We start from the raw sequence: 22,064 nt of genomic DNA, 5'->3' as shown, positions 1-22,064 counted from the left end.
CTCACCGGATAAAGAATTTGTAGACCATGCGATGGGCAGCGGTGCCGTGGGGTGCGTACACGTATTTGCCGCTGTTGAACTTCTGCTTGGTGAAGATGGCCCGGTGGTGCGAGAAGGTCAGGAAGCCTTCGCGGCCGTGGTAGTGGCCCATGCCGGAGTCGCCGATACCGCCGAAGGGCAGGTCGTCCTGCGCTACGTGCATCAGTGCATCGTTGATGCACATGCCACCGGAGTGGGTGTTGTCCACCACGTGCTGCTGCTGGGTTTTGTCGTAGCCGAAGAAGTACAGGGCCAGCGGACGCGGCCGTTCGTTGATGTAGTGGATGGCTTCGTCCAGGCCGCTGTAGCTGATCACCGGCAGGATCGGGCCGAAGATCTCGTCCTGCATCACTTTCATGTCCGGCGTGGTTTTCAGTACCAGGGTCAGCGGGATCTTGCGGGTGCCTTCCTTCATGTCTTCGTTGGCGGGGTTGATTTCCACCAGTTCGGCGCCCTTGGCCCGGGCATCTTCAAGGTAACCCTGCAAGCGGTCGTACTGGCGCTCGTTGATGATGGCGGTGTAGTCGTCGTTGTCCCGCAGGCTGGGGTACATTTCCGCGAATCGGGCGCGGAATTCATCCACGAAGGCCTGCACCCGGTCGGCGGGGCACAGCACGTAGTCCGGTGCCACGCAGGTCTGTCCGGCGTTGAAGGCCTTGCCGAAGGCGATGCGCTGGGCGGCGTCTTCCATGGGTACATCCGGCGATACAATGGCGGGCGATTTGCCGCCCAGTTCCAGGGTCACCGGAGTCAGGTTTTCGGCCGCGGCGCGCATCACCAGCTTGCCCACCGAGGTAGAGCCGGTAAATAAGAGGTGATCAAACGGGCGCTGGGAAAAGTCTGCGGCGACGTCGGCCTCGCCGGTGATCACCGAGACCATTTCCTCCGGGAACATGGATTCGATGATTTCCTTGAACAGGGCCGAGGTGTGCGGCGTGTACTCGGACATTTTGATCATGGTGCGGTTGCCCGCAGCCAGCGAGGCCACCAGCGGGCCTACCGCTAGGTACAGGGGGTAGTTCCAGGGCACGATCACGCCCACCACGCCCTTGGGCTGGTAGTGCACCTTGTTGCTGGCCGGCTGGAACAGTACCGAGACATGGCGTTTGGACGGCTTCATCCAGTCGCCCAGGTTCTTCAGGGTGTAGTTGATGCCCTGAATGGACGGCATGACTTCGGCAATCAGGGATTCATCCTTCGAGCGGCAGCTGAAGTCCCGGTCGATGGCATCGGTGAGCCGGTCCTGGTTGCTCAGCAGGGCGCGCTTCAGGCGTTTCAGGTTTTCCTTGCGCTCGGTGAGGGATGGCATCGGGTTGGCGCGGAAGGCTTTTTTCTGCTCTTCGAAAACCCGGTGGGTGTGCTGGATCTGTTTCTTGCTCTCGGTGAGCTGAACAACGGTGGCTCCCATTTTCTCTCCCCTTGCCGTCAGGCCTGCCTGTACAGCTTGTTGTTATCGGTGGCTGCAATCCGGTGGATTTGCACTTGCGGCTATTATTAGAGTATATACTCTAGGCAGTCAAGAAGCGGTGGATAGCCCATCGGGCCATCTGCGAGACAGATAACAACAAACACCGGCGGGCGAATGAAAACCAGAGACAAAATTCTGCTTTCCAGTCTGGAGCTGTTCAACGAGCGGGGTGAGCGCAATATCACCACCAACCATATTGCCGCGCACCTGGCCATTTCTCCGGGCAACCTGTATTACCACTTCCGGAACAAGTCCGACATCATTTACGAGATCTTCCAGGAATATGAAAATCTGGTGGATTACTACCTGGATATCCCCGAAGACCGGGCCATTACGCTGGAAGACCTGACCTTTTACCTGGAGTCGGTCTTTGACGGACTCTGGAGTTACCGGTTCTTCCACCGGGACCTTGAATACCTGCTCGACAGCGATCCGCGCCTGCGCCGGGACTACCGGGAATTTACCAACCGCTGCCTGGCCGCCATTAACCGGATTTTCGGCAAGCTGGCAGAAGCGGGCATTATCGAGCCTCAGCCCGAAGAGCTGCGTTCGGCCATGTCACTGAATGTCTGGCTGGTGATCACTAACTGGATGGCATTCCTGAAAACGGCCCACGCCAGCGAGGAGTCGGCCAGCCTGACTCTGACCGAGCTGAAGCAGGGCATTTACCAGGTGCTGACGCTGGAAATACCGTACCTGACGCCTGAATACCGTGAGCGGGTGATGGTACTGCGAGAGAAGTATCGCCCGGTTTTGCCGGAGGCGGTGCCGGCTTGATTGTAGCTGGCGGTTATTTTTTGAGCAGATGTTGAACTTTTGGAAGAGTGCGGTGTCACAGGTAGTGACGTGGGAAATCGGACTTTTCTGCGTCTCCTGAGTGAGTTCTCAGGTTTAGCACGTCGCAAACCCTGACGTTTCGCCGGCCTGCGTCTTTGCAGGCCGGTTTTTTGTTTTTCTTCTGCTTATTCTTCTGTCTCTTCCGCTTCAGGCGCTTCCAGCCAGTCGGTCAGGGCCTCGCGGCATTCGTCGACGCCCCGCTTCGAGGTGGCCGAGAACATGATCAGGTGCTGTACGCAGCTAAAAGGCTTGAGTTTGCCGGCGATGCCCAGCATGGCAGTCTTGGCTTGCCCGAATTTCAGCTTGTCGGCCTTGGTGGCCAGGATCATCAGGGGCAGGTTATTGTGTTCGCACCAGTCCACCATCATCTGGTCGAAGTCGGTCAGCGGGTGGCGGATATCCATCACCAAAACCAGGCCGCGCAGGCAGCGGCGCTCGTTCAGGTAGTGGCCCAGGTGTTTCTGCCAGTCGTCTTTCATGTCGCGGGAAACCTTGGCGTAGCCGTAGCCGGGCAGATCCACCAGGCGCATGTTTTCGCGATTCAGGGTGAAAAAGTTGATCAGCCGGGTGCGCCCCGGCGTTTTACTGGTGCGGGCCAGCTTGCCGTTGGCGGTGATGGCGTTCAGGGCGCTGGATTTGCCGGCATTTGAGCGGCCGGCAAAGGCCACTTCAGCGCCGAAATCCGGTGGGCATTCATCCAGCCGTGACGCACTGATCAGAAATCGGGCGCTGTTGAATGAGAGGCTTTTTTGAGTCAGATCAGAGTCCACGACGGTTGGCGTTCCTTTGGATTTCAGTTATCGGCGATTAATGTATAATGCTACACCAATTCAGGGCGGGACGCCTCGCGTTACCGCTTTAGCCCCGGTTATGAGCCTGTTTTGTCAGTGCTTGCCGGTTGCACAACGAAGAATACTTTCAAGATGCAAAGATGAGAGAAGCGGAGCGAGCATGAAAAGACTGATCGCAGGAGTTGTTCTCGGAGTTGGCCTGACAGCAATGGCTCACGGGGCAGGAGATCCGGCAGCGGGTGAACAGAATGCAGCGGTATGTGCCGGCTGCCACGGACAGGGCGGAGCCAAGCCGATCATGGCGGCGTATCCGAAGCTGTCCGGTATCGGCGAGCGTTACACATACCTGCAGCTGGTAGATATCAAGAACGGCGACCGTTCGATTCCTGAAATGACGGGCCTGCTGGACGCCATGTCTGACCAGGATCTCCAGGACCTGGCAGCCTATTTCAACGAGCAGGACATGGTGGTTGGCCAGGCTGATCCAGAGCTGGTGGAACAGGGCCAGGCCCTGTACCGTGGCGGCAACATGGCTTCCGGTGTTCCGGCCTGTTCCGGTTGTCACAACCCTCGTGGTACCGGTAACGAGCCTGCGGGCTATCCGGCACTGAGTGGCCAGACTGCCGAGTACGTTGCCAAGCAGCTGAATGCCTACCGTTCCGGTGAGCGCGCTGGCGGTGCCAACGCAGCCATCATGATGGATGTGGCCTCCAAGCTGACCGACGCGGAAATCGAGGCAGTTGCCAACTACGTTTCCGGCCTGAACTGATCGTTCCTGGTAACGCTGCGTCAGAAACCCCGCTTCGGCGGGGTTTTTGCTATTTACCTTTCTGTAACGATTTGCCCATGGCCTGCGGTGGAACTTTTTCCGTATGCTGGGTCATAATCCCTGATAACTCAAAATCATGGCTCGGAGATTTTCGATGATCAGAAGCTTTGGCTCTGTTGTATTTCTTGCTGCCGCCCTGCTTGTTTCAGGCGTGGCGAATGCCCAGTCCTGGCAGGACGGCAAACACTACCGCACGCTGGATAACCCGGTGCGCACTGCCTCAGACAGTGGTGTCGAGGTGGCGGAGGTGTTCTGGTATGGCTGTCCCCACTGTTACAACTTCAAGCCCCTTGCGGAAGCCTGGGAAGAGAAGGCGCCGGAGTATGTAAACTACGTTCGCCTGCCGGCGGCCCTGGGACAAAGCTGGGAGCCCCATGCCTACGCTTTCTACGCCCTTGAAGCCATGGGTGAACTCGACAAGGTGCACGACGCCCTGTTCAATGCGCTGGCCGGAGAGCGTCGCCCGCTGAATTCTGCAGAGGCGCTGGCGGATTTCGTGGCTGACTACGGGGTGGACGCCCAGGAATTTGTCGACACCTACAACAGCTTCGGCGTACGTGCCCGGGTGCAGCAGGCGCAGTCCAAGATCCGTGGTGCGCGCATCACCGGAACACCGACTATGCTGGTAAATGGCAAGTATGTGGTCAGTGCCTCCATGGCTGGCAGCCACGAGAATGTTCTTCAGGTAGTCGAATACCTGGCCGAGCAGGAGCAGGCAGGAGCCGAGTAATACGGTGGCCGCGTGCCAGCGCTGAAGCTGGCCGTTTTCTGGAGCAGTCCGGGGATTTCCGCGCATGTATAAACAGATCCGCAATCAGCTGAACGGGATTCTGAAATCGCAAGAAAGCCCCCGGGGTGCCTGCTCGGGCAGCGAGCATGTGCCCGAGTTTGAGGCCCACCGCCATATCCGTTTGCTCACCTTTAATATCCAGGTGGGCATCAATACCTCGTCATACCACCACTATCTCACCCGCAGCTGGCAACACTTCCTGCCTAACCGCCGGCGCATCGAGAACCTGGATCGAATCGCAACCCTGCTCAGCCAGTACGATGTGGTGGCCTTGCAGGAGTGCGATGGTGGCAGTCTTCGCAGCGGTTATATAAACCAGGTGCAATACCTGGCCGAGGCGGCAGGCATTCCGTACTGGTATCAACAGCTGAACCGTAATCTGGGGCAGATTGCCCAGCACAGTAATGGCCTGTTGAGCCGGTTTCGGCCGCTGGACGTGACCGAGCACAAGTTGCCGGGAGTGATTCCGGGCCGGGGAGCCATCATTGCCCGTTACGGGGCAGAGGATGATCCCCTGGTGCTGGTGCTGATGCACCTGTCCCTGAGTAAGTCGGCGCAGCAGCGCCAGCTGGGGTATATCCGGGAACTGATTGCCGACTACCGGCATGTGGTGCTGATGGGGGATATGAATGCCCATGCAGAACAACTGCTGACCAGGACGCCCCTGAAAGAAACCGACCTGATTCCGCTGCCGGATACCGCCCACAGCTTCCCCAGCTGGCGGCCGGAAAAGGCGCTGGATCATATCCTGGTGAGTCCGTCGCTGGAGATCCGCCGTTCTGAAGTAGTGAGCTATCCGGTGTCGGACCACCTGCCCATCGCCATGGACGTCGCCCTGCCCAAGGGATACCTGCAAACCTTCTGATCCTGCTCCAGATTCAGGCACAAAAAAACCCGGCCATGGCCGGGTTTTTCGTGGAGGCAGGATCAATTACTTGATCTTGGCTTCCTTATACGCAACGTGCTTGCGGACAACCGGATCGTACTTTTTGATCTCGATTTTTTCCGGGGTGTTACGCTTGTTCTTTTTGGTCGTGTAGAAGTGACCAGTACCTGCTGATGAAACCAGCTTGATTTTCTCGCGCATGATGCGGCTCCTTAAACTTTCTCGCCGCGGGCACGAAGATCGGCCAGCACAGCGTCAATGCCTTTTTTGTCGATGATGCGCATGCCCTTGGTGGATACGCGCAGCTTCACGAAACGCTTCTCGGACTCAACCCAGAAACGGTGGTTCTGCAGATTCGGCAGAAAACGACGACGAGTGTGGTTCATCGCGTGGGATACATTGTTACCGGTAACCGGACGCTTACCGGTAACCTGACAAACTCTGGACATACTTGCCTCCGACCTGAGCAATGGTCTATCTATACGAATTCGTTATTTAATGCGTCTCTGGTTGCTCCGGAGCCATAACTGCTACCGGTTCGCGCCTCTAAACTGAACGCTGCTCGCCAGACGCCGCCAGAAAGGGACGCTTTTATACCAGAACTGGCCAGCCAACGCAAAAAATTGTTGGGAAATTGTCCAGTTTTCCGGTGGCGACCCTGCAGCGGTTACATCAACCCTCGTTCAGCCAGCGATATTACCTCACCGTGGCCGATAACCATATGGTCAAGAACCCTGATATCCACCAATCCCAGCGCTTCCTTCAATCTGCGGGTCAGGGAAATGTCGGCCTGGCTGGGCTCGGCCACGCCACTGGGGTGGTTGTGGGCGAAAATGACGGCTGCGGCGTTGTCTTCCAGGGCCTGGCGCACCACTTCCCTCGGATACACTGCGGCGCCGTCGATGGTGCCTCGGAAAAGCTCCCGGTACTGGATGACCCGGTGGCGGTTGTCCAGGAACAGTCCGGCGAATACTTCGTGGGGATAGGTGCCCAGCCGGCTGGTGAGAAAGCGCCGGGTGTCTGCCGGTGAGCGCAGCGGATCCCCCTGGCGCAGGGGTTCGTCCATGACCCGCCGGGCCATTTCCATGGCGGCCTGCACCTGGGCGTACTTGGCGGTACCCAGGCCTTTCACTTGCAGAAACTGCCGGCGGGAGGCGGTCATCAGCCCCCGCAGGCCGGAGAATTCGTCAATCAGGTGTCGTGCCAGCGCCATCACTGGCATGCCGGTCGTGCCGGTGCGCAGAAAAATGGCCAGTAATTCAGCGTCAGACAGGGATTGGGCGCCATGGGCGAGCAGGCGTTCTCTGGGCCGCTCGTCGGTGGGCCAGCTGGAATCGGTCATCCGGGCTTCCTTGCTTTGGTTTGATACGGCCGATGCGTCCTGCATCGGGTTCTCAGAATTACAAAGGTTACCTGAAAAGGTAACATTTGGTAAACGAACGGGGTGGCCGCGCAGGCTGCCTGCCGGCCCGTGGCGTGCTATCTTATAACCCTTTCATTTTACGGGATTACGGAGCCCCCATGGCTGCCAAGCGAATTCTGCTGGGAATCACCGGCGGCATTGCCGCCTACAAGAGTGCCGAACTGGTCCGGTTGCTGAAAAAAGCCGGGCTGGAAGTGCGGGTTGTGATGACCCGTGGTGCCGAGGCGTTCATAACGCCACTGACCTTCCAGGCCCTCAGCGGCGAGCCGGTTCGTACGTCCCTGCTGGACCCGGAGGCGGAAGCTGGCATGGGGCATATCGAACTGGCCAAGTGGGCCGACCAGGTGGTGATTGCGCCGGCGTCTGCCGATTTCCTGGCCCGGCTGGCTCAGGGCATGGCAGACGACTTGCTGACCACTGTGTGCTGTGCTACCGAGGCGCCGATCGCGGTTGCGCCGGCCATGAACCAGGCCATGTGGAAAAATTTCCGCACCCAACGCAACGTGCAGCTGCTCTCAGAAGATCCACAGATTACCCTGTGGGGGCCAGATCAGGGCGAGCAGGCCTGTGGCGATACCGGCCCGGGCCGGATGCTGGAGCCGGAAGCCCTGGCCCGGCTGGTTATGGCATCGCCGGAACCCCCGGCTACGGGAGTGCTTGCCGGTCGACGGCTGGTGATCACTGCGGGGCCAACCCGGGAGCCCATTGACCCGGTGCGCTACATCTCCAATCACAGCTCCGGCAAGATGGGCTACGCCATTGCCCGTGCCGCCGCTGCCGCCGGTGCCCGGGTGTTGCTGGTCAGTGGCCCGGTAAACCTGCCGGCCCCGGAGGGCGTGGAAGTGCGCCCGGTAGTGACGGCAGGGGATATGCTGCGGGCGTCCGAGCAAGCGGTCACCGAAGGTTGCGATGTTTTTATCGCCACCGCCGCCGTGGCGGACTACCGGCCGGAAAACTGCGCCGGCGACAAGATCAAGAAAACCAGCGAAGCCATGAGCCTGGCGCTGGTGCGCAATCCGGATACCCTGGCCACCATCGCGGCCAGGCCTGATGCGCCCTTTACCGTGGGCTTTGCGGCGGAAACCACAGACGTCGCCCGCTACGCTACCGACAAAATGCAGCGCAAGAAACTGAACATGATTGTGGCCAATGATGTCTCTGCGCCGGGGCTGGGCTTTAACAGCGACCAGAATGCCGTTACGGTTTTCTGGCCGGAAGGGCAGGAGTCCATCGGCCCGGACAGCAAACAGGCCATCGCAGAGCGACTGGTTACGCTCATTGCCAGCCACAGTGACAGGATTGAAAACGCATGACCAAGAAGAATTTACAGGTCCGGATTCTGGACGACCGTATCGGAACCGGGATCCCGTTTCCCTCATACGCAACCGACGGTTCTGCCGGCCTCGACCTCAGGGCCTGTGTCCAGCAGCCGCTGACGGTGGCGCCCGGGGAAACCCACCTGATCCCCACCGGCCTGTCGATTTATATCGAAGACCCGGCGCTGGCGGCCATGATCCTGCCTCGCAGTGGCCTGGGCCACAAACACGGTATTGTGCTGGGTAACCTGGTGGGGCTGATCGATTCGGACTATCAGGGCGAGCTGATGGTGTCCTGCTGGAACCGGGGTCAGACCCCGTTCACCATTGAAGTGGGCGAGCGCATTGCCCAGCTGGTGCTGGTTCCGGTGGTTCAGGCGGAGTTTGAAGTGGTGTCGGAGTTCCATGCCAGCGAACGGGGTGCCGGCGGATTTGGCTCTACCGGGAGCCACTGACCACACCCTAAAGGCTGAGAGCCGTCAGCACGGCTGCCAGCTATACTTCGCAGAGCAAGGCAGCATCGGGACTCAAAAATAACTGCGGGATGCACTATGAAATTCGGTAAAAAGAAGAGCAAAGAGTCCGCCCAGGACCAGACGCCGGAACAGAGCCCAGTAGAGCAAAGTAGCAAGTCACAGGAGCCGGTGGCCAAAAGGGGGCGTCGTCTGGGGTCGGTTGCGTTGCAGCAAGCACTGGCAGTGTTACTGGCCGGTGTAGTCGCTGTGCTCGCCGTGTATTTCCTGTCGGTGATGCCGGCGGCGGAAAAGCGCCATGAAGCATCGCGTCAGGTGGAAGCCGACAGCGCCCAGCAGCGCTTGAACCGGTATTTCACTGCCCAGCAGGATCAGGTTCAGGCCATCGCCAGCCAGCCCCATGTACTCCGGGGCCTGGCTGGAGACACTAGTGCCGAGGTGTTGGCCGGTCAGCTCCAAAATGCCTTGCCCGGTGCCAGCGCGGTGTTTGTTTTCCTCCATGGTGATATCCCGCGGGCTGGCAATAACGGCTCCTTGCTGGGGTTTGCCGGTGCTGAGCTGGCTCGTCGGGCCGAAAAAGGTTTGCCGCTGCAGCCGGACGCCTTCCCCCGGGATGGTGTCTGGTATATCCAGTTTGCTGCGCCGGTCCGGAATCCGGTGAGCAATGCGGTCGTCGGAACCGTACTGGCTGTCTTTGATGCTGACATTCTGCAACCGATGCTGACGGTCTCCAATGGCCGGCTGGGCGGTCAGCTGGCCTTGGTCCAGACCATTTCCGGCAGTTCCGGAACCGTTGCCAGCGCCGGTAACGGAAACGGGCCCTCAGAAACCCGCACATTGACCAACCCGGACTGGTCCGTTGTGTACCAGGCAGCCTCGGCACCGGAACCGGTGGTCAGTCCCATGGCACTGGCACTGCTGATCGGTATTCCGGCCCTGCTGGCAGCGGTACTGGTATGGATGCTGCTGGCGGCAGCCCAGCGCAGTATCCGTGAAGATATGTCTGCACTGATCCAGTGGGCCCATAAGGCCTTTGTCGGTGAACGGTTGCGCCTGCCGGCGTTGCATTGGGATACGGTGGCCTCAGCCGGCGAAGTGCTGCACCGGCTGTCGCTGGCTGTAGACAGCCGGGTAAACAAGGCGGGTGAAAATGGCAACGGCAAGCCCGCCCGGGCCAGCGCTCTTGCCTCCGATAGCGCCGCTCCCATGTTCCAGGACGATATTCCCGATGTGGATATGATGGATGGCGATGAAGACGTCCTGGGCTTCGGCGATGCCCCGATGTTCGACGACGAACTGTTTGACGAGGATGAACCGGTTCTGGCTGAGACCACGCAGGTGGACGTGCGGCCGGAAATTTTCCGGGCCTATGATATCCGCGGCATTGTTGGCGATAACCTGACCGAGGATGTTGTCGAGGTTATTGGCCGGGCCATCGGCTCTGAGGCGACCGACCGGGGCGTTACGTCTTTGTGTATCGGTTACGACGGCCGGTATTCCAGCCCGGGCCTGGCCGATGCGCTGGCACGGGGTGTGCTCTCCACCGGTTGTAGCGTGATCGAGGTGGGCGCAGTGCCCACGCCGGTGCTGTACTTTGCCGCCCACCACCTGGAAACCGGCTCTGGTGTGATGGTGACCGGCAGCCACAATCCGGCCAACTACAACGGCCTGAAGATTATGCTGGGGGGCGAAACCCTGTCCGGCGATGCTATCCAGAAGCTGTATGACCGCATCCAGAATGCCGACTTCAGTGCCGGCCAGGGTGAGTTGTCCCGGGAAGATGTGCGCCGGGCCTACCTGGACCGGATCGTCGGTGATATTGCCGTGGCCGCACCCCTCAAGGTGGTTGTGGATGCCGGCAACGGAATTGCCGGTGAGCTTGGCCCCATGTTGCTGGAAGAACTGGGTTGCGAAGTGACACCGCTGCATTGTGACGTTGACGGTGACTTCCCCAATCACCATCCGGACCCGGGCAAGCCCGAGAACCTGCAGGACCTGATCGCGAAGGTGCAGGAAACCGGCGCGGATATTGGCCTGGCCTTTGACGGCGATGGCGACCGGCTTGGCGTGGTGACCAACAGTGGCAAGATTATCTGGCCCGACCGCCTGCTGATGCTGTTCGCCCGGGATGTGGTGTCCCGCAATCCGGGTGCCGATGTGCTGTATGACGTCAAATGCAGCCGTCGCCTGGCTGGGGTGATTTCCGAAGCTGGTGGCCGGCCCATTATGTGGAAGAGCGGCCACTCCCTGATGAAAGCCAAGATGCAGGAAACCGGTGCCTTGCTGGCGGGCGAACTGAGCGGGCACATCTTCTTTGCCGAGCGCTGGTACGGCTTTGATGACGGCCTGTATACCGCCGCCCGCTTGCTGGAAATCCTGGGGATTGAAGATCGTCACAGCGATGAGGTGTTCGAGGACTTCCCGGAGGACATCAGCACCCCTGAGCTGAATGTACAGGTTACCGAGAGCGACAAGTTTGCCATTATCGAACGCCTGGAGCAGCAGGCTGATTTCGGCGACGGCAACGTCAGTACCATTGACGGCCTGCGGGTAGACTACACCGATGGCTGGGGCCTGTGCCGGGCATCCAACACCACGCCGGTGCTGGTGCTGAGGTTCGAGGCCGAAAACGAAGACGCCCTGGAGCGGATCAAGTCCGTGTTCCGGGAACAATTGCAGAAGGCGGCACCGGACCTGGTGGCCGAATTCTGATTCAAACCATTCTCTGACAGTAAGGATTAACACATCACCATGGCGCTGGATCGTGAAACAGCAATGCAGGTGGCCTCGGTACTCAGCCGGGGCCTGCCCTATATCCAACGGTTTACCGGCAAAACGGTTGTGATCAAATACGGCGGCAACGCCATGGAAAACGAAGACCTGAAGAGCAGCTTCGCCCGCGACGTGGTGTTGATGAAGCTGGTTGGTATCAATCCCATCGTGGTGCACGGTGGTGGCCCCCAGATCGGTGAACTGCTGGAGCGGCTGAACATCCAGTCCCGCTTTGTGAACGGCATGCGGGTGACCGACTCCGAGACCATGGACGTGGTAGAGATGGTGCTCGGCGGCCAGGTCAACAAGGAAATCGTTTCCCTGATCAACGCCCAGGGCGGCACCGCCGTGGGGCTGACCGGAAAAGACGCCAACCTGATCCGTGCCCGCAAGCTGGAAGTGGTGGATCGTTCTCCGGAGCTGGAACGCCCGGAAATCATTGATATCGGCCATGTCGGCGAAGTGGCCAGCGTGAATGTGGATGTGATCGACATGCTCACCCGCAGCAACGTGATTCCGGTGATTGCGCCCATCGGTGTCGGCCCGGACGGTGCGTCCTACAACATCAACGCAGACCTGGTGGCCGGCAAGGTGGCCGAGGCCATGAAGGCGGAGAAGCTGATCCTGCTGACCAACGTCTCCGGCCTGAAGAGCAAGGACGACAAGGTGCTGACTGGCCTGACCGCGCAGCAGGTCAACGACCTGATCGAAGACGGCACCATCCACGGCGGCATGCTGCCGAAAATCCGTTGCGCCCTGAGTGCGGTGGAAAACGGCGTGCGTACCTCCCACATCATTGATGGCCGGGTGGCCCATGCCTGTCTGCTGGAAATCTTTACCGACGAAGGTGTCGGTACCCTGATTTCCCGTAACTGAAGCCGATAACCGGGAGTAACCGTGGCATGAAGCGCCTGCTGTCCTTTCTGATCATTCTGGCCCTGGTGGTGTTTGTCGGCTTCAAGGCCGGTGCCTGGTGGCTGGCGGATCAGCGGCTGGCGGAGGCGCGCACGGCACTCTCGGAGATCGGTGTATTGCAGCGAGGCAACATCAGCTCGGCACTGGATGGCCGGTTACTGCTGAAACAAGCGGGCTGGCAGGACTTCCGGCTGACCCAGCCACTGGAGCTGGGCCTGGTGGAGCTGGACACCGGCTCGCCGGTGAGCCTGCTGACGGCACTGATGTACCCGGAGCCGCTGCCATCTGACTGGCAGTTGAAGGTAGAGCAGGCCAGCATGGTTCTGGAACCGGTGATGTTCCGCAACTGGGTAACCGCCGGCGCTGAAGCCGAGGATGCACCGGCTCCGCTGGTTGTGCTGTCCTGTGCGCCGGATCCGCGCCAGCAGCTGGGCAGCGGCGACCTGACCCGCATGGGTATTGAAGCCATCCGCGGTGACCTGTTGCTGATTCAGGACAGCGAAGGCCTGCACGCGGAACTGAATACGGTGGATACCGGCAGCCTGGAAGTGCACTGGCCCGATACCCGCTTGCAACTGCTGGATTCGGAGCTGACCCTGGCCGGAGAGCAGGACAATGCCAGTGTTACTTTGCGGGATGGTGGCCTGATGCGCCGTTTGTCAGCCTACTGTGGCCGGGAAACCGGGCTCACGGTGAACGAATGGGCAGGCAAGGCGGCAACTGCACTGGATGCCGGGCTTCGGGCCCGGGGATACCAGGCCAGTGACCAACTCGTTGCACTGTATCGACAGTGGCTGACCGAAGGCGGCGAGCTGGTATTCCCGGTTGCGGCCACCACCGGTACACCGGATATCCCGGTTCGCACCGAAGGCAGCCCGGAGGCCGCCTGGCCGGTAACCTACAATGGCGCCACGGTTCCGGATGTCTACCTGACCACCATTGAAGTGGTTGAGCCGCCTCTGCCGGCTGAAGCCATGGAGCCGGTCGCTGTCCAGGAAGAGCCGGGCAAGCAGGGGTGGTATGAAGAAGATTCCGAAAACGCTGCGGGCTGGATCGGCCGGCAGGTTCGTATAACTCTGTCGAACGGTAACCAGGTGGAAGGCCGGCTCGACATTGTCGGGGAAAGGGAAATGGACATCACCCGTTCGGTGGGCGGCGGCGAAGTATCCTATCCGATCCTGATTCGCGCCATCAGCCAATTCGAAGTCTGGCGGCGCGGCCGGGCAGACTGACGCCAACAAGCCGGGAGGCGAGGATGGTGCACACAGACAGTAAAGCCAGCGTGCCGGGTATCCGGGAGATGCTGGCCCGATTGATTTCCCAGCCATCGATCAGCAGTGCGTCGCCGGACTGGGACCACAGCAACGAGGCGGTGGTTCGCACCCTGGCGGAATGGCTGGAAGCGCTGGGCTTTGCCATCGAGATCCTGGATGTGCCGGGCATGCCCGGAAAATACAACCTGGTGGCTACCCTGGGCAGCGGCCCCGGAGGCCTGGTTCTGTCCGGCCACACCGATACCGTGCCCTTTGACGACAAACGCTGGCACAGCGACCCCTTCACCCTGACCGAAAAAGGCGATCGCTGGTATGGCCTGGGTACCTGCGATATGAAAGGGTTTTTCCCGCTCGCCATCGAGGCGGCGAAAGCCTTTATCGACCAGCCCCTGAAGCAGCCCCTGATTATCCTTGCCACCGCCGACGAAGAAAGCTCCATGAACGGGGCCCGGGCGCTGGCCGAGGCGGGCAAACCCAGGGCCCGCTATGCCGTGATTGGCGAGCCCACCAGCCTGCGGCCGGTGCGTATGCACAAAGGCATCATGATGGAGCGGCTGGCCTTCGAGGGGCAGTCCGGCCATTCCTCGAACCCAGATTTAGGCCGCAACGCCCTGGAGGGCATGCACGAGGCCATGACCGAACTGCTGGCCCTGCGCGGCCAGTGGCAGGAGAAGTACCGGAACCCGGCGTTCAAGGTGCAGGTGCCCACCCTTAACCTTGGCTGTATCCACGGTGGCGACAACCCGAACCGTATCTGTGCCCGCTGTGAGCTGCACTTTGATCTGCGGCCGTTACCGGGCATGGACATGGATAACCTGCGCCAGGCTATCCTGAACCGCATCCAGCCGCTGGCGGAGCGGCGCCAGCTGGCCCTCAGTTTCGAGCCGTTGTTCGATGGTGTGCCACCGTTCGAGACGCCGGCGGATGCGGCACTGGTGCAAGCCTGCGAAAAGCTCACCGGGCACACCGCCCATGCTGTCGCCTTCGCCACCGAAGCGCCCTGGCTGCAGAAGCTGGGCCTGGAAACCCTGGTGATGGGCCCTGGCTCCATTGACCAGGCGCACCAGCCAGACGAGTACCTGGAACTGTCGCAATTACAGCCCACGGTGGATATTCTTCGGGGCCTGATCAGGCAGTTCTGTATCGGATGAACAGGGAGACCGGTTTGAAATCAAACGAATGGCTGCACGGGTTCCGGCACTCATCACCGTACATCAACGCTCATCGCGGGCGCACGGTGGTGCTGACCATGCCCGGCGATGCCATAGAGCACCGCAATTTTATTAATATCATCCACGACATCGCCCTGCTCAGCAGCCTGGGTGTGCGACTGGTGGTGGCCTTTGGTGGCCGCCCGCAGATTCAGTCGCGGCTGGATGATGCCGGCCTGGAATCCACCTTCTCCCGCGGGCTCCGGGTTACGCCCGATGACCATCTGCCGCTGGTGATGGAAGCCATTGGCGGCTTGCGCGCCTACGTTGAAAGCCAGTTGTCCATGGGGCTGGTGAACTCGCCCATGCACAACGCGCGGATCCGTGTCAGCAGTGGCAACTATCTGACCGCCAAGCCGGTCGGGGTATTGGATGGCATCGATTTCGGCTACACTGGGCGGGTACGCCGGGTCGATAGCCGGGGTATCGAGCAGTTGCTGGAGCTGGGCCACATTGTACTGCTGCCGCCCATGGGCTATTCACCCACCGGCGACGCCTTCAACCTGTCCTACGAGGATGTTGGCAGCCAGGTGGCGGCCGCGCTGCAGGCGGAAAAGCTGATTGTCTTTATTGATGATGAAGGCCTGCTGGATGAAGACGGCTCGCTGATCCGTGAGTTGTCTGCGCGCCAGGCTTCCGAGCGGCTGAACGACAATACCGTGACCGGCCACGATGCCGCGCTGCTGAAAGCTGCCTGTGATGCCTGTGTTAAAGGGGTGCGCCGGGCCCACATAATCAGCTACGCCGAAGACGGCGCCTTGCTGGAAGAACTGTTCACCCGGGACGGCTCCGGCACCCTGGTGAGCGGTGACAACTACGAGCAGATTCGCCAGGCCCGGGTGGAAGACATCGGCGGGATACTGGAGCTGATCCAGCCACTGGAAGAGCAGGGCGTACTGGTGCGCCGCTCCCGGGAAATGCTGGAAACCGAAATCGACCGGTTTGTGGTGGCAGAACGGGACGGCACCATTGTGGGTTGCGCTGCCCTCTACAATTACCCGGATGAAGGCGCCGGCGAGCTTTCATGCTTCGCCGTTGACCCTTCTTATCGCCGGGCAGGCCGGGGTGACGACATCCTGGCCATGGTGGAAAAGCTGGCCCGCAGCCAGGGCATCCGCAAACTGTTTGTGCTCACCACCCAGACCGAACACTGGTTCCGGGAGCGGGGCTTCGAGCCGACGGCCGTGCAGAACCTGCCGGGGCCCAAGCTGGCGGCCTACAACACCCAGCGCAACTCAAAGGTGTTCGTCAAACCGATGTGACAACTCCGCCAGCCGGGCCCTGCGTTTCGGTTCCGGCTGGCCGGACAGCTGTTCCACCTGCCGGTAGAATTCCCCGAAGTTGTAGTCCAGCTCCCGCAACAGTTGCCGGAACGCCGGCACATGCTGGTTGTACTGCCGGAACAGCGCCAGGTTGGCGTTGTTCAGCTGCACCGGCGGCGCCCCGAAAGGGCCGGGCTCCGGGTAGTCATCGGCCAGCCGGGCATAGGCCTGCGCCAGCTGCTCCAGGTGTCCTGCCTTGCGCTCACGCAGTTGTTCCGTGGTCAGCCTGTCCTGCCGGTTGTACAGCTGCTCCAGCTCTGCCGTAGTTGCCTCAACCAGGGCCAGGGTTTGGTTTCGGTGCTCCTGCCGCAGCAAGGCCAGGTCAAAATCTTCCGCACTGTTTTGCTGCTCGAGCCACAGGCGCAACCCTTCCAGTTCCACGGCGGTCGCAAAGCTCTCGTTGAAGGCGGTATCTTCGGCCATGTAGACCACCTGGTGGGCCAGTTCGTGGAACATCAGCGCTACCATGCGGTCATCCGACAGTCGGGTAAAGCCGGTGTGTAGCGGGTCATCAAACCAGCCCAGTGTTGAGTAGGCCGTCACCCCGCCAATAAAGGTGTCGTAGCCCTGCAGGCGGAACCGGGCCTCTTCCTTGCGTGCCTGTTCGAGTTTGAAGTAGCCTCGGTAAGCCTGGCAGCCGAGCACCGGATAGCACCAGCGGTGGGGCTCCAGGGAGAACTCGGGCACCGCCACCAGGTTGACCACCACCCAGGGCCTGTCCAGTTCCACGAACTCGGTAAACGCATCGCCTGTGGGCAGGTCGAGCCGGTTGCGGGCGAAGCGGCGGGCAGCTTCGGCAAGCTCCAGTTTCTGCCGCAATTCCGGCGGTGTATCCGGCTGCTTTTGCAGGCGCTCTACCGGCTCGCCCCGCATCATCAGCGACAGGTGGCCGCCGATGGCCTGGCTGTAGTAGCCGAAAGTCGAACACCCGGATACACCAGCCAGAAGTAGTAAAAGAAGATTGATCTGAATAAGCTGTTTCATGACATGGAATGTTATGATGAAACACGCGCACGGTCACTGAGCAAATGCATTGCCAGCCATCGCCGTCGAACCGGTAACCGACCAGGATGTCCATGGAACCCAAAGAACGTCGCAGCAGCACCCGACAGCCCATCAAACTCGCAGCCCAGCTGGATATCGGTGCAGGTAATCCGTTGCCGTGCCAGATCGCCGATTTCTGTGCCGAGGGCATGTACATTCGTTATTCTGCCGAAACTTCCGGCAAGATCGAACGGGCGTTCTCGGGTGATGCGCCGCAAGAGCTGGTGGTGCGTTTTCGCGGGCTGGAAGGTAACCGCCGTTACGAGCTCCAAGTGACACCCACCCGCCGTACCGAAGGGGCCATGGGCGTCAGTTTTACCCGCTCGGACCCCGAGGCGGTCAACGCCATGCTCAAGCTGTGCGGCGCCAGCCGGGAACAGGATCGCTCCTCCCTCAAGGCGCCTTCTGACCGGGTCCAGTTTGTCCTGCACCAGGCCGCCCGGGCAATTACCCACTACATCGAACCCCTGATGGATGCCTGCATCGTTCAGATGGCCGAGGAACTGCAGGCTGCTGCCAGGAAGGCTTCCCATGACCAGCAGGCCAACGAATACCTGGAAGCGGCCGGGCAGATCCACAGCCGCCAGCGGGTCATCTGGCACCAGATGGCGGCCAGCCTGCAGTCACCCCTGAAGCCTGAACCCAAGGGCGCCCCCGGCGCGGCGCTGTCGGTAGTCGACAAGAACGAATTCGAGGAATGGCTGGCGGTACGGGTGATGGTGACCCGGGCCGACACCCGCTATCGCGGTGACCTGCTGCAGCTGAAGCTGCGCCTGGACCACCTGCAGGTGGCCAACCGCACTGGCCACCATAATCCGCTGGGGCCGGCCCTGGTCAGCGAGGCGTTCCACAATGCCCTGGGGCAGCTCAACCTGTCCCGGGATGTGGAAAAAATTTGCCTGAAGGTTTTCGAGCTGACGGTGCTGAAGGAACTCGGGCCCATGTACCGGGAACTGAACAACATACTGATTCGCCATGGTGTGTTGCCGGATCTCGACCTGTCCCGCTACCTCAGTGAACAGCCCGATCCCCGGCCAACCAGGACGCCGCCGGAGCCAAAGCCGGCCGAAGAGCCGAAACCGGCTGTGGCCGATCAGCAAACTACTGCGGACCAGAACAGCGACCCCGCTAACCGGCCAGCCGGTGACTTCCGTGGTTATTCCCAGTCGGCCCGGACGGCGTTCGCCACGGTTCGCAACCTGTTGAGTACCCTCCAGGCCAGTCGGGCGGCCGCCGGGGAGCCGGCAACCGGGATGTTCCCCGCCGATGCCCGGCCGCTGTCGCCGGGTGAGCTGTACCGTGATCTGCAGGAACTGCAGCTACAGGTTGTCGGTGACGAAGACGATACCGCATCCCTGAAAGAGCGGGTGCTGGGCAAGGTTCGGGAAAATGGCGAAGACGCCGGCCTGAACGAGGAACAGCAGGAAACCCTCGATGTGGTCGATCGCTTTTTCCAGAGTGTGTTGTCCAGCCCGAAACTCAGTGAACACGCCCAGGCCATCATGCGCCGGCTGGAAGTGCCGGTACTGAAGGTGGTGATGCGTGATCCTGCGTTTTTCGAGGACCATGGCAGCCCGGTTCGGGAAGTGATGAACCGGCTGGCCCAGCTGGGTATCCGGGGCGGCCGGATCAACCCGGTGGTGCAGCGCCGGGTTGATGAGCTGGTGCACCGTATTGCCACCGAGTTCGAGCAGGACCCGGGGATGTTCGAACAAACGCTTGCCGAGCTGGACGGGCTGATCGAACGCCAGAACCAGATTTATCGCCGCAATGTTGAGCGGGTTACGGCGGCGGCAGAGGGGGCCCAGAAAGTATCCGAGTCCCGGGCGGCGGTCACTGAAGCGGTCAACCGCAAGATTGCCGGCTGCCGGGTGCCCAGGGCACTGATGACCCTGCTGGAAGGCGGCTGGCGTGACCTGCTGTCGCTGACCTGGATCCGCCAGGGCCCGGACAGCCAGGCGTGGGCTGATTACCTGGAGGTGATCGACTCCCTGCAGGCCTTCGGTGAAGACCCGCAGATGGAGATCAACCTGCCGGAACTGCTGCGGCTGATCCAGGATGGCCTGGCGTCTATTTCCGGTAACCATATGCCCTCGTCCCGGATTCGGGAAGAACTCAAACGGTTCCTGGTGCGGTCGCCGGAGCAGCCGCCTGAAATGGTGGATGTGCCCGAGGCCGAGCCGGAGCAGGATGCGTCAGCACAGGACCAGGATGGTCTGAGCGAACTGGAGCGGCGCAACCTCCAGCGCTGGATTACCCGCGCCCAGCAGTTGCAGGGCGGGCAATGGCTGAAGGACCTGAGCCAGCCGGAACAGCCCCAGCATATCAGGCTGGTGTGGGTAGCCCGGGGCTTCGGCCGCTTTGTCTTTGTGAACCATCAGGGCATGAGAGTGGTGGAGCTGGGCCTGGAAGACCTGGCCCGCCAGATGCGCCGTGGCGTGATTGTGCCGGATGCCGAGTATGATCGGCCGCTGGTGGATGAAAGTATCGACCGCATGGTCAAGGATGTTTACGACCAGCTGTCCTGGGCATCCAGCCATGACCAGTTGACCGGCCTGCTGAACCGCCGGGAATTCGAGCGTATGCTCGACCAGCAACTGGCGGGACGGGAAGAAAACCTGGTCTTGCTGTACCTGGATCTTCGGGGTTTCCGGCTATTGAACGACACGGCCGGCTACCAGGCCGGTGATGAAGTGCTGAAACGCCTGGCGGATATCCTGTGCCGGCAGGCGGAGGGTGGCCGGCCGGTGGCGCGCCTGGCGGGTAACGAATTTGCCATGCTGGTGCCGGCGGACAAGGGCAACAGCATTGCCAAGGCGCTGATCAGCGCCATCGAAACCGATGTGTTCGAATTCGGCGGCAACCAGTATGCGTTGTCGGCGAACGTGGGGCTGGTGCCGGACCTGCCGGTGCTGGTCAATGGCGAGCGCTGGTTGCGGGCCTCCGAGCAGGCGCTGACCGCCGCCCGCAAGAAAGGCGAGGGCACCATTGCCGAGTATGCGCCGGACAAGGCCGACCAGGACCGCCAGGAACAGATTGCTGCCCGGCTGGCGAACCTGCGGGACCCGGGCGACGAGCGCATGTTGCTGCGCTGCCAGAAGATTATCCCGCTGCATGGCAAAGCCAGGATGCCGTCCCAGTACGAAGTGCTGATCAGCATGTACGACGACAGCGGGCAGCTGATTACTGGCCGGGACTTCATCCGCATGGCCGAGCGCTATGACCGGATGCAGGTGGTGGACCGCTGGGTGGTGGGCCACATGCTGGACTGGTTGCGGGAAGAGGCGCCGGACCCCGGCGCGGTGGGTGGAATCTGTATCAACCTGTCCGGTCACTCCCTGAATGACCAGTCGCTGCTGGAATTTATCTACGAAAAGCTCAGCAAGCAGGATGCGCCCATTGAACGGCTCTGGTTCGAACTGACAGAAGCTTCGGCCATCAATGACCTGCAGGCGGTGGCCGACTTCATGGCGGAAATGAAGGAGCTGGGTTGCCGGTTCTGTCTGGGTGACTTCGGTAGTGGCCCCAGCTCGTTCCAGTTCATGCGTTCGCTGCCGGTGGATCTGATCAAGATCGACAGCGCCTTCACCAGCCAGCTGGTGGCCAGCGAGACTGACCAGACCATGGTGAAGTCCATGGTCGACATGGCCCACTACATGGAGCGGGAGGTGATTGCCTCGCAGGTGGAGTCCCGGGACGTGCTGGACCTGTTGCGACAGCTGGGTGTGGACTATGCTCAGGGCTTTGTGATCGAGAAGCCGCGGCTGCTCGACAGCCTGACCTGATCCGGGAGCTTTGCCGTTTATGTCCAAACGCCATCCTGTTATAGCCGTTACCGGGTCCTCCGGAGCGGGCACCAGTACAACCGGCCAGATCTTCAGCCGGTTGTTTGCCAGTGAAGACATCAGCGCGGCCATGGTCAGCGGCGACAGCTTTCACCGATATACCCGCGAGCAGATGGCCCGGCTGGCCGCCAAGGGGCAGTTCGGCGAGCGCAACCACTTTGCCCTGGCGGCCAACCACATCGACCGCCTGGAAGCCTTGCTGTACGACTACAGCCATACCGGCAACGGCCGTTATCGCCACTATGTCCACGATGAAGACCGGGAGCTGATTGCTGCCGGTTTCAAGCCCGGAACCTTCACCCCCTGGCAGTCATTGCCGGCGGATACCGATTTACTGTTCTACGAAGGTTTGCATGGCGGGGTGGTCAGCGAAAACTACAACATTGCCCAGTATGTGGACCTGTTGATCGGCGTGGTACCCATCGTCAACCTGGAATGGATCCAGAAGATTCACCGGGATACCAACCAGCGGGGTTACAGCCCGGATGCGGTGGTCAAAACCATCATCAACCGTATGGACGACTATGTGCACGACATCGTGCCGCAGTTTTCCCATACCCACATCAATTTCCAGCGCATCCCGCTGGTGGATACCTCCAACCCGTTTATTGCCCGGGATGTGCCCACCGAAGATGAAAGCATGGTGGTGATCCACTTCCGGGAAGCCACCGATGTCGACTTTGCCTGGCTGCTGCAGGTGATTCCCCACAGCACTCTGTCCCGCCACGATACCCTGGTGATTCCCGGTACCAAGATGCCCCTGGCCATGGACCTGATCGTCCGGCCCATGGTGCAGAAGCTGATGGCCGGCAAGGCCTTCGCCTGAGGC

General features: G+C 60.8%; 19 protein-coding genes. 13 read left to right on the top strand and 6 right to left on the bottom strand.

The features are described from left to right. Window position 1 precedes the first annotated feature (1 nt). Window positions 2-1,447, bottom strand: a complete 1,446-nt coding sequence (locus AQ621_RS14270) for a coniferyl aldehyde dehydrogenase (protein ID WP_058341969.1) — start codon at window positions 1,445-1,447, stop codon at window positions 2-4. A 174-nt stretch (window positions 1,448-1,621) separates the two neighbouring features. Here AQ621_RS14270 and AQ621_RS14265 point away from each other — a divergent pair, with 174 nt between their 5' ends. Continuing rightward, window positions 1,622-2,284: a TetR/AcrR family transcriptional regulator gene (locus AQ621_RS14265; RefSeq protein WP_058341968.1), complete on the top strand. Its 663-nt coding sequence runs from the start codon at window positions 1,622-1,624 to the stop codon at window positions 2,282-2,284. A gap of 185 nt (window positions 2,285-2,469) precedes the next feature. Here the strand turns inward: AQ621_RS14265 and yihA are convergent, their stop codons facing one another. Beyond that, complete coding sequence (gene yihA, locus AQ621_RS14260; protein ID WP_022988467.1) at window positions 2,470-3,114, bottom strand: ribosome biogenesis GTP-binding protein YihA/YsxC; 645 nt, start codon at window positions 3,112-3,114, stop codon at window positions 2,470-2,472. A 181-nt stretch (window positions 3,115-3,295) separates the two neighbouring features. Here yihA and AQ621_RS14255 point away from each other — a divergent pair, with 181 nt between their 5' ends. The 3 genes from AQ621_RS14255 to AQ621_RS14245 all read left to right on the top strand — a co-directional run bounded on the left by AQ621_RS14255 (window position 3,296) and on the right by AQ621_RS14245 (window position 5,619). After that, the gene (locus tag AQ621_RS14255) at window positions 3,296-3,904 is read left to right on the top strand and encodes a c-type cytochrome (protein WP_058341967.1); all 609 of its coding nucleotides are present in this window, start codon (window positions 3,296-3,298) and stop codon (window positions 3,902-3,904) included. Window positions 3,905-4,058: 154 nt separating this feature from the next. Then, entirely contained in the window at window positions 4,059-4,694 is a 636-nt protein-coding gene (locus tag AQ621_RS14250; protein WP_058341966.1) for a thiol:disulfide interchange protein DsbA/DsbL, read from the top strand. A 64-nt stretch (window positions 4,695-4,758) separates the two neighbouring features. Then, window positions 4,759-5,619, top strand: a complete 861-nt coding sequence (locus tag AQ621_RS14245) for an endonuclease/exonuclease/phosphatase family protein (RefSeq protein WP_058341965.1) — start codon at window positions 4,759-4,761, stop codon at window positions 5,617-5,619. A gap of 66 nt (window positions 5,620-5,685) precedes the next feature. Here AQ621_RS14245 and rpmG read toward each other — a convergent pair whose 3' ends face one another. From rpmG to radC, 3 genes are all read right to left on the bottom strand, one after another. Then, window positions 5,686-5,841, bottom strand: coding sequence for a 50S ribosomal protein L33 (gene rpmG, locus AQ621_RS14240; protein WP_008173465.1), 156 nt, complete (start codon window positions 5,839-5,841; stop codon window positions 5,686-5,688). 11 nt (window positions 5,842-5,852) lie between these two features. Next, complete coding sequence (gene rpmB / locus AQ621_RS14235; RefSeq protein ID WP_011786975.1) at window positions 5,853-6,089, bottom strand: 50S ribosomal protein L28; 237 nt, start codon at window positions 6,087-6,089, stop codon at window positions 5,853-5,855. A 218-nt stretch (window positions 6,090-6,307) separates the two neighbouring features. Continuing rightward, window positions 6,308-6,982, bottom strand: coding sequence for a RadC family protein (radC, locus tag AQ621_RS14230; RefSeq protein WP_011786974.1), 675 nt, complete (start codon window positions 6,980-6,982; stop codon window positions 6,308-6,310). Window positions 6,983-7,161: 179 nt separating this feature from the next. Here radC and coaBC point away from each other — a divergent pair, with 179 nt between their 5' ends. From coaBC to argA, 7 genes are all read left to right on the top strand, one after another. Next, the gene (coaBC, locus tag AQ621_RS14225; protein ID WP_058341964.1) at window positions 7,162-8,376 is read left to right on the top strand and encodes a bifunctional phosphopantothenoylcysteine decarboxylase/phosphopantothenate--cysteine ligase CoaBC; all 1,215 of its coding nucleotides are present in this window, start codon (window positions 7,162-7,164) and stop codon (window positions 8,374-8,376) included. Continuing rightward, entirely contained in the window at window positions 8,373-8,834 is a 462-nt protein-coding gene (gene dut / locus AQ621_RS14220; protein WP_022988462.1) for a dUTP diphosphatase, read from the top strand. Before coaBC ends, dut begins: the two co-directional genes overlap by 4 nt. Before the next feature lie 96 nt (window positions 8,835-8,930). Beyond that, window positions 8,931-11,564, top strand: coding sequence for a phosphomannomutase/phosphoglucomutase (locus tag AQ621_RS17965; protein ID WP_058341963.1), 2,634 nt, complete (start codon window positions 8,931-8,933; stop codon window positions 11,562-11,564). A gap of 39 nt (window positions 11,565-11,603) precedes the next feature. After that, entirely contained in the window at window positions 11,604-12,500 is an 897-nt protein-coding gene (gene argB, locus AQ621_RS14210) for an acetylglutamate kinase (RefSeq protein ID WP_022988460.1), read from the top strand. A 26-nt stretch (window positions 12,501-12,526) separates the two neighbouring features. Continuing rightward, window positions 12,527-13,771, top strand: a complete 1,245-nt coding sequence (locus tag AQ621_RS14205; protein WP_058341962.1) for a hypothetical protein — start codon at window positions 12,527-12,529, stop codon at window positions 13,769-13,771. A gap of 23 nt (window positions 13,772-13,794) precedes the next feature. Continuing rightward, entirely contained in the window at window positions 13,795-14,964 is a 1,170-nt protein-coding gene (gene argE, locus AQ621_RS14200) for an acetylornithine deacetylase (protein WP_058341961.1), read from the top strand. Window positions 14,965-14,978: 14 nt separating this feature from the next. After that, window positions 14,979-16,286, top strand: coding sequence for an amino-acid N-acetyltransferase (gene argA / locus AQ621_RS14195; RefSeq protein ID WP_058342444.1), 1,308 nt, complete (start codon window positions 14,979-14,981; stop codon window positions 16,284-16,286). On the opposite strand, the gene AQ621_RS14190 is transcribed toward argA, so the two are convergent. After that, a complete protein-coding gene (locus AQ621_RS14190) occupies window positions 16,260-17,330 on the bottom strand; it encodes an aminopeptidase (protein WP_058341960.1) in 1,071 nt (356 codons plus the stop codon). The two genes, argA and AQ621_RS14190, sit on opposite strands and share 27 nt — an antisense overlap. A 92-nt stretch (window positions 17,331-17,422) precedes the next feature. Here AQ621_RS14190 and AQ621_RS14185 point away from each other — a divergent pair, with 92 nt between their 5' ends. Continuing rightward, the gene (locus tag AQ621_RS14185) at window positions 17,423-21,175 is read left to right on the top strand and encodes a DUF1631 family protein (RefSeq protein ID WP_058341959.1); all 3,753 of its coding nucleotides are present in this window, start codon (window positions 17,423-17,425) and stop codon (window positions 21,173-21,175) included. 19 nt (window positions 21,176-21,194) lie between these two features. Continuing rightward, window positions 21,195-22,061, top strand: a complete 867-nt coding sequence (locus AQ621_RS14180; protein ID WP_058341958.1) for a phosphoribulokinase — start codon at window positions 21,195-21,197, stop codon at window positions 22,059-22,061. The last annotated feature ends 3 nt before the right edge of the window (window positions 22,062-22,064 follow it).

Source organism: Marinobacter sp. P4B1 (assembly GCF_001447135.1).
GTDB lineage: Bacteria > Pseudomonadota > Gammaproteobacteria > Pseudomonadales > Oleiphilaceae > Marinobacter > Marinobacter vinifirmus.
Note: the sequence above shows the minus strand (reverse complement) of the source record. Positions and strands in the feature narration are given on the sequence as shown.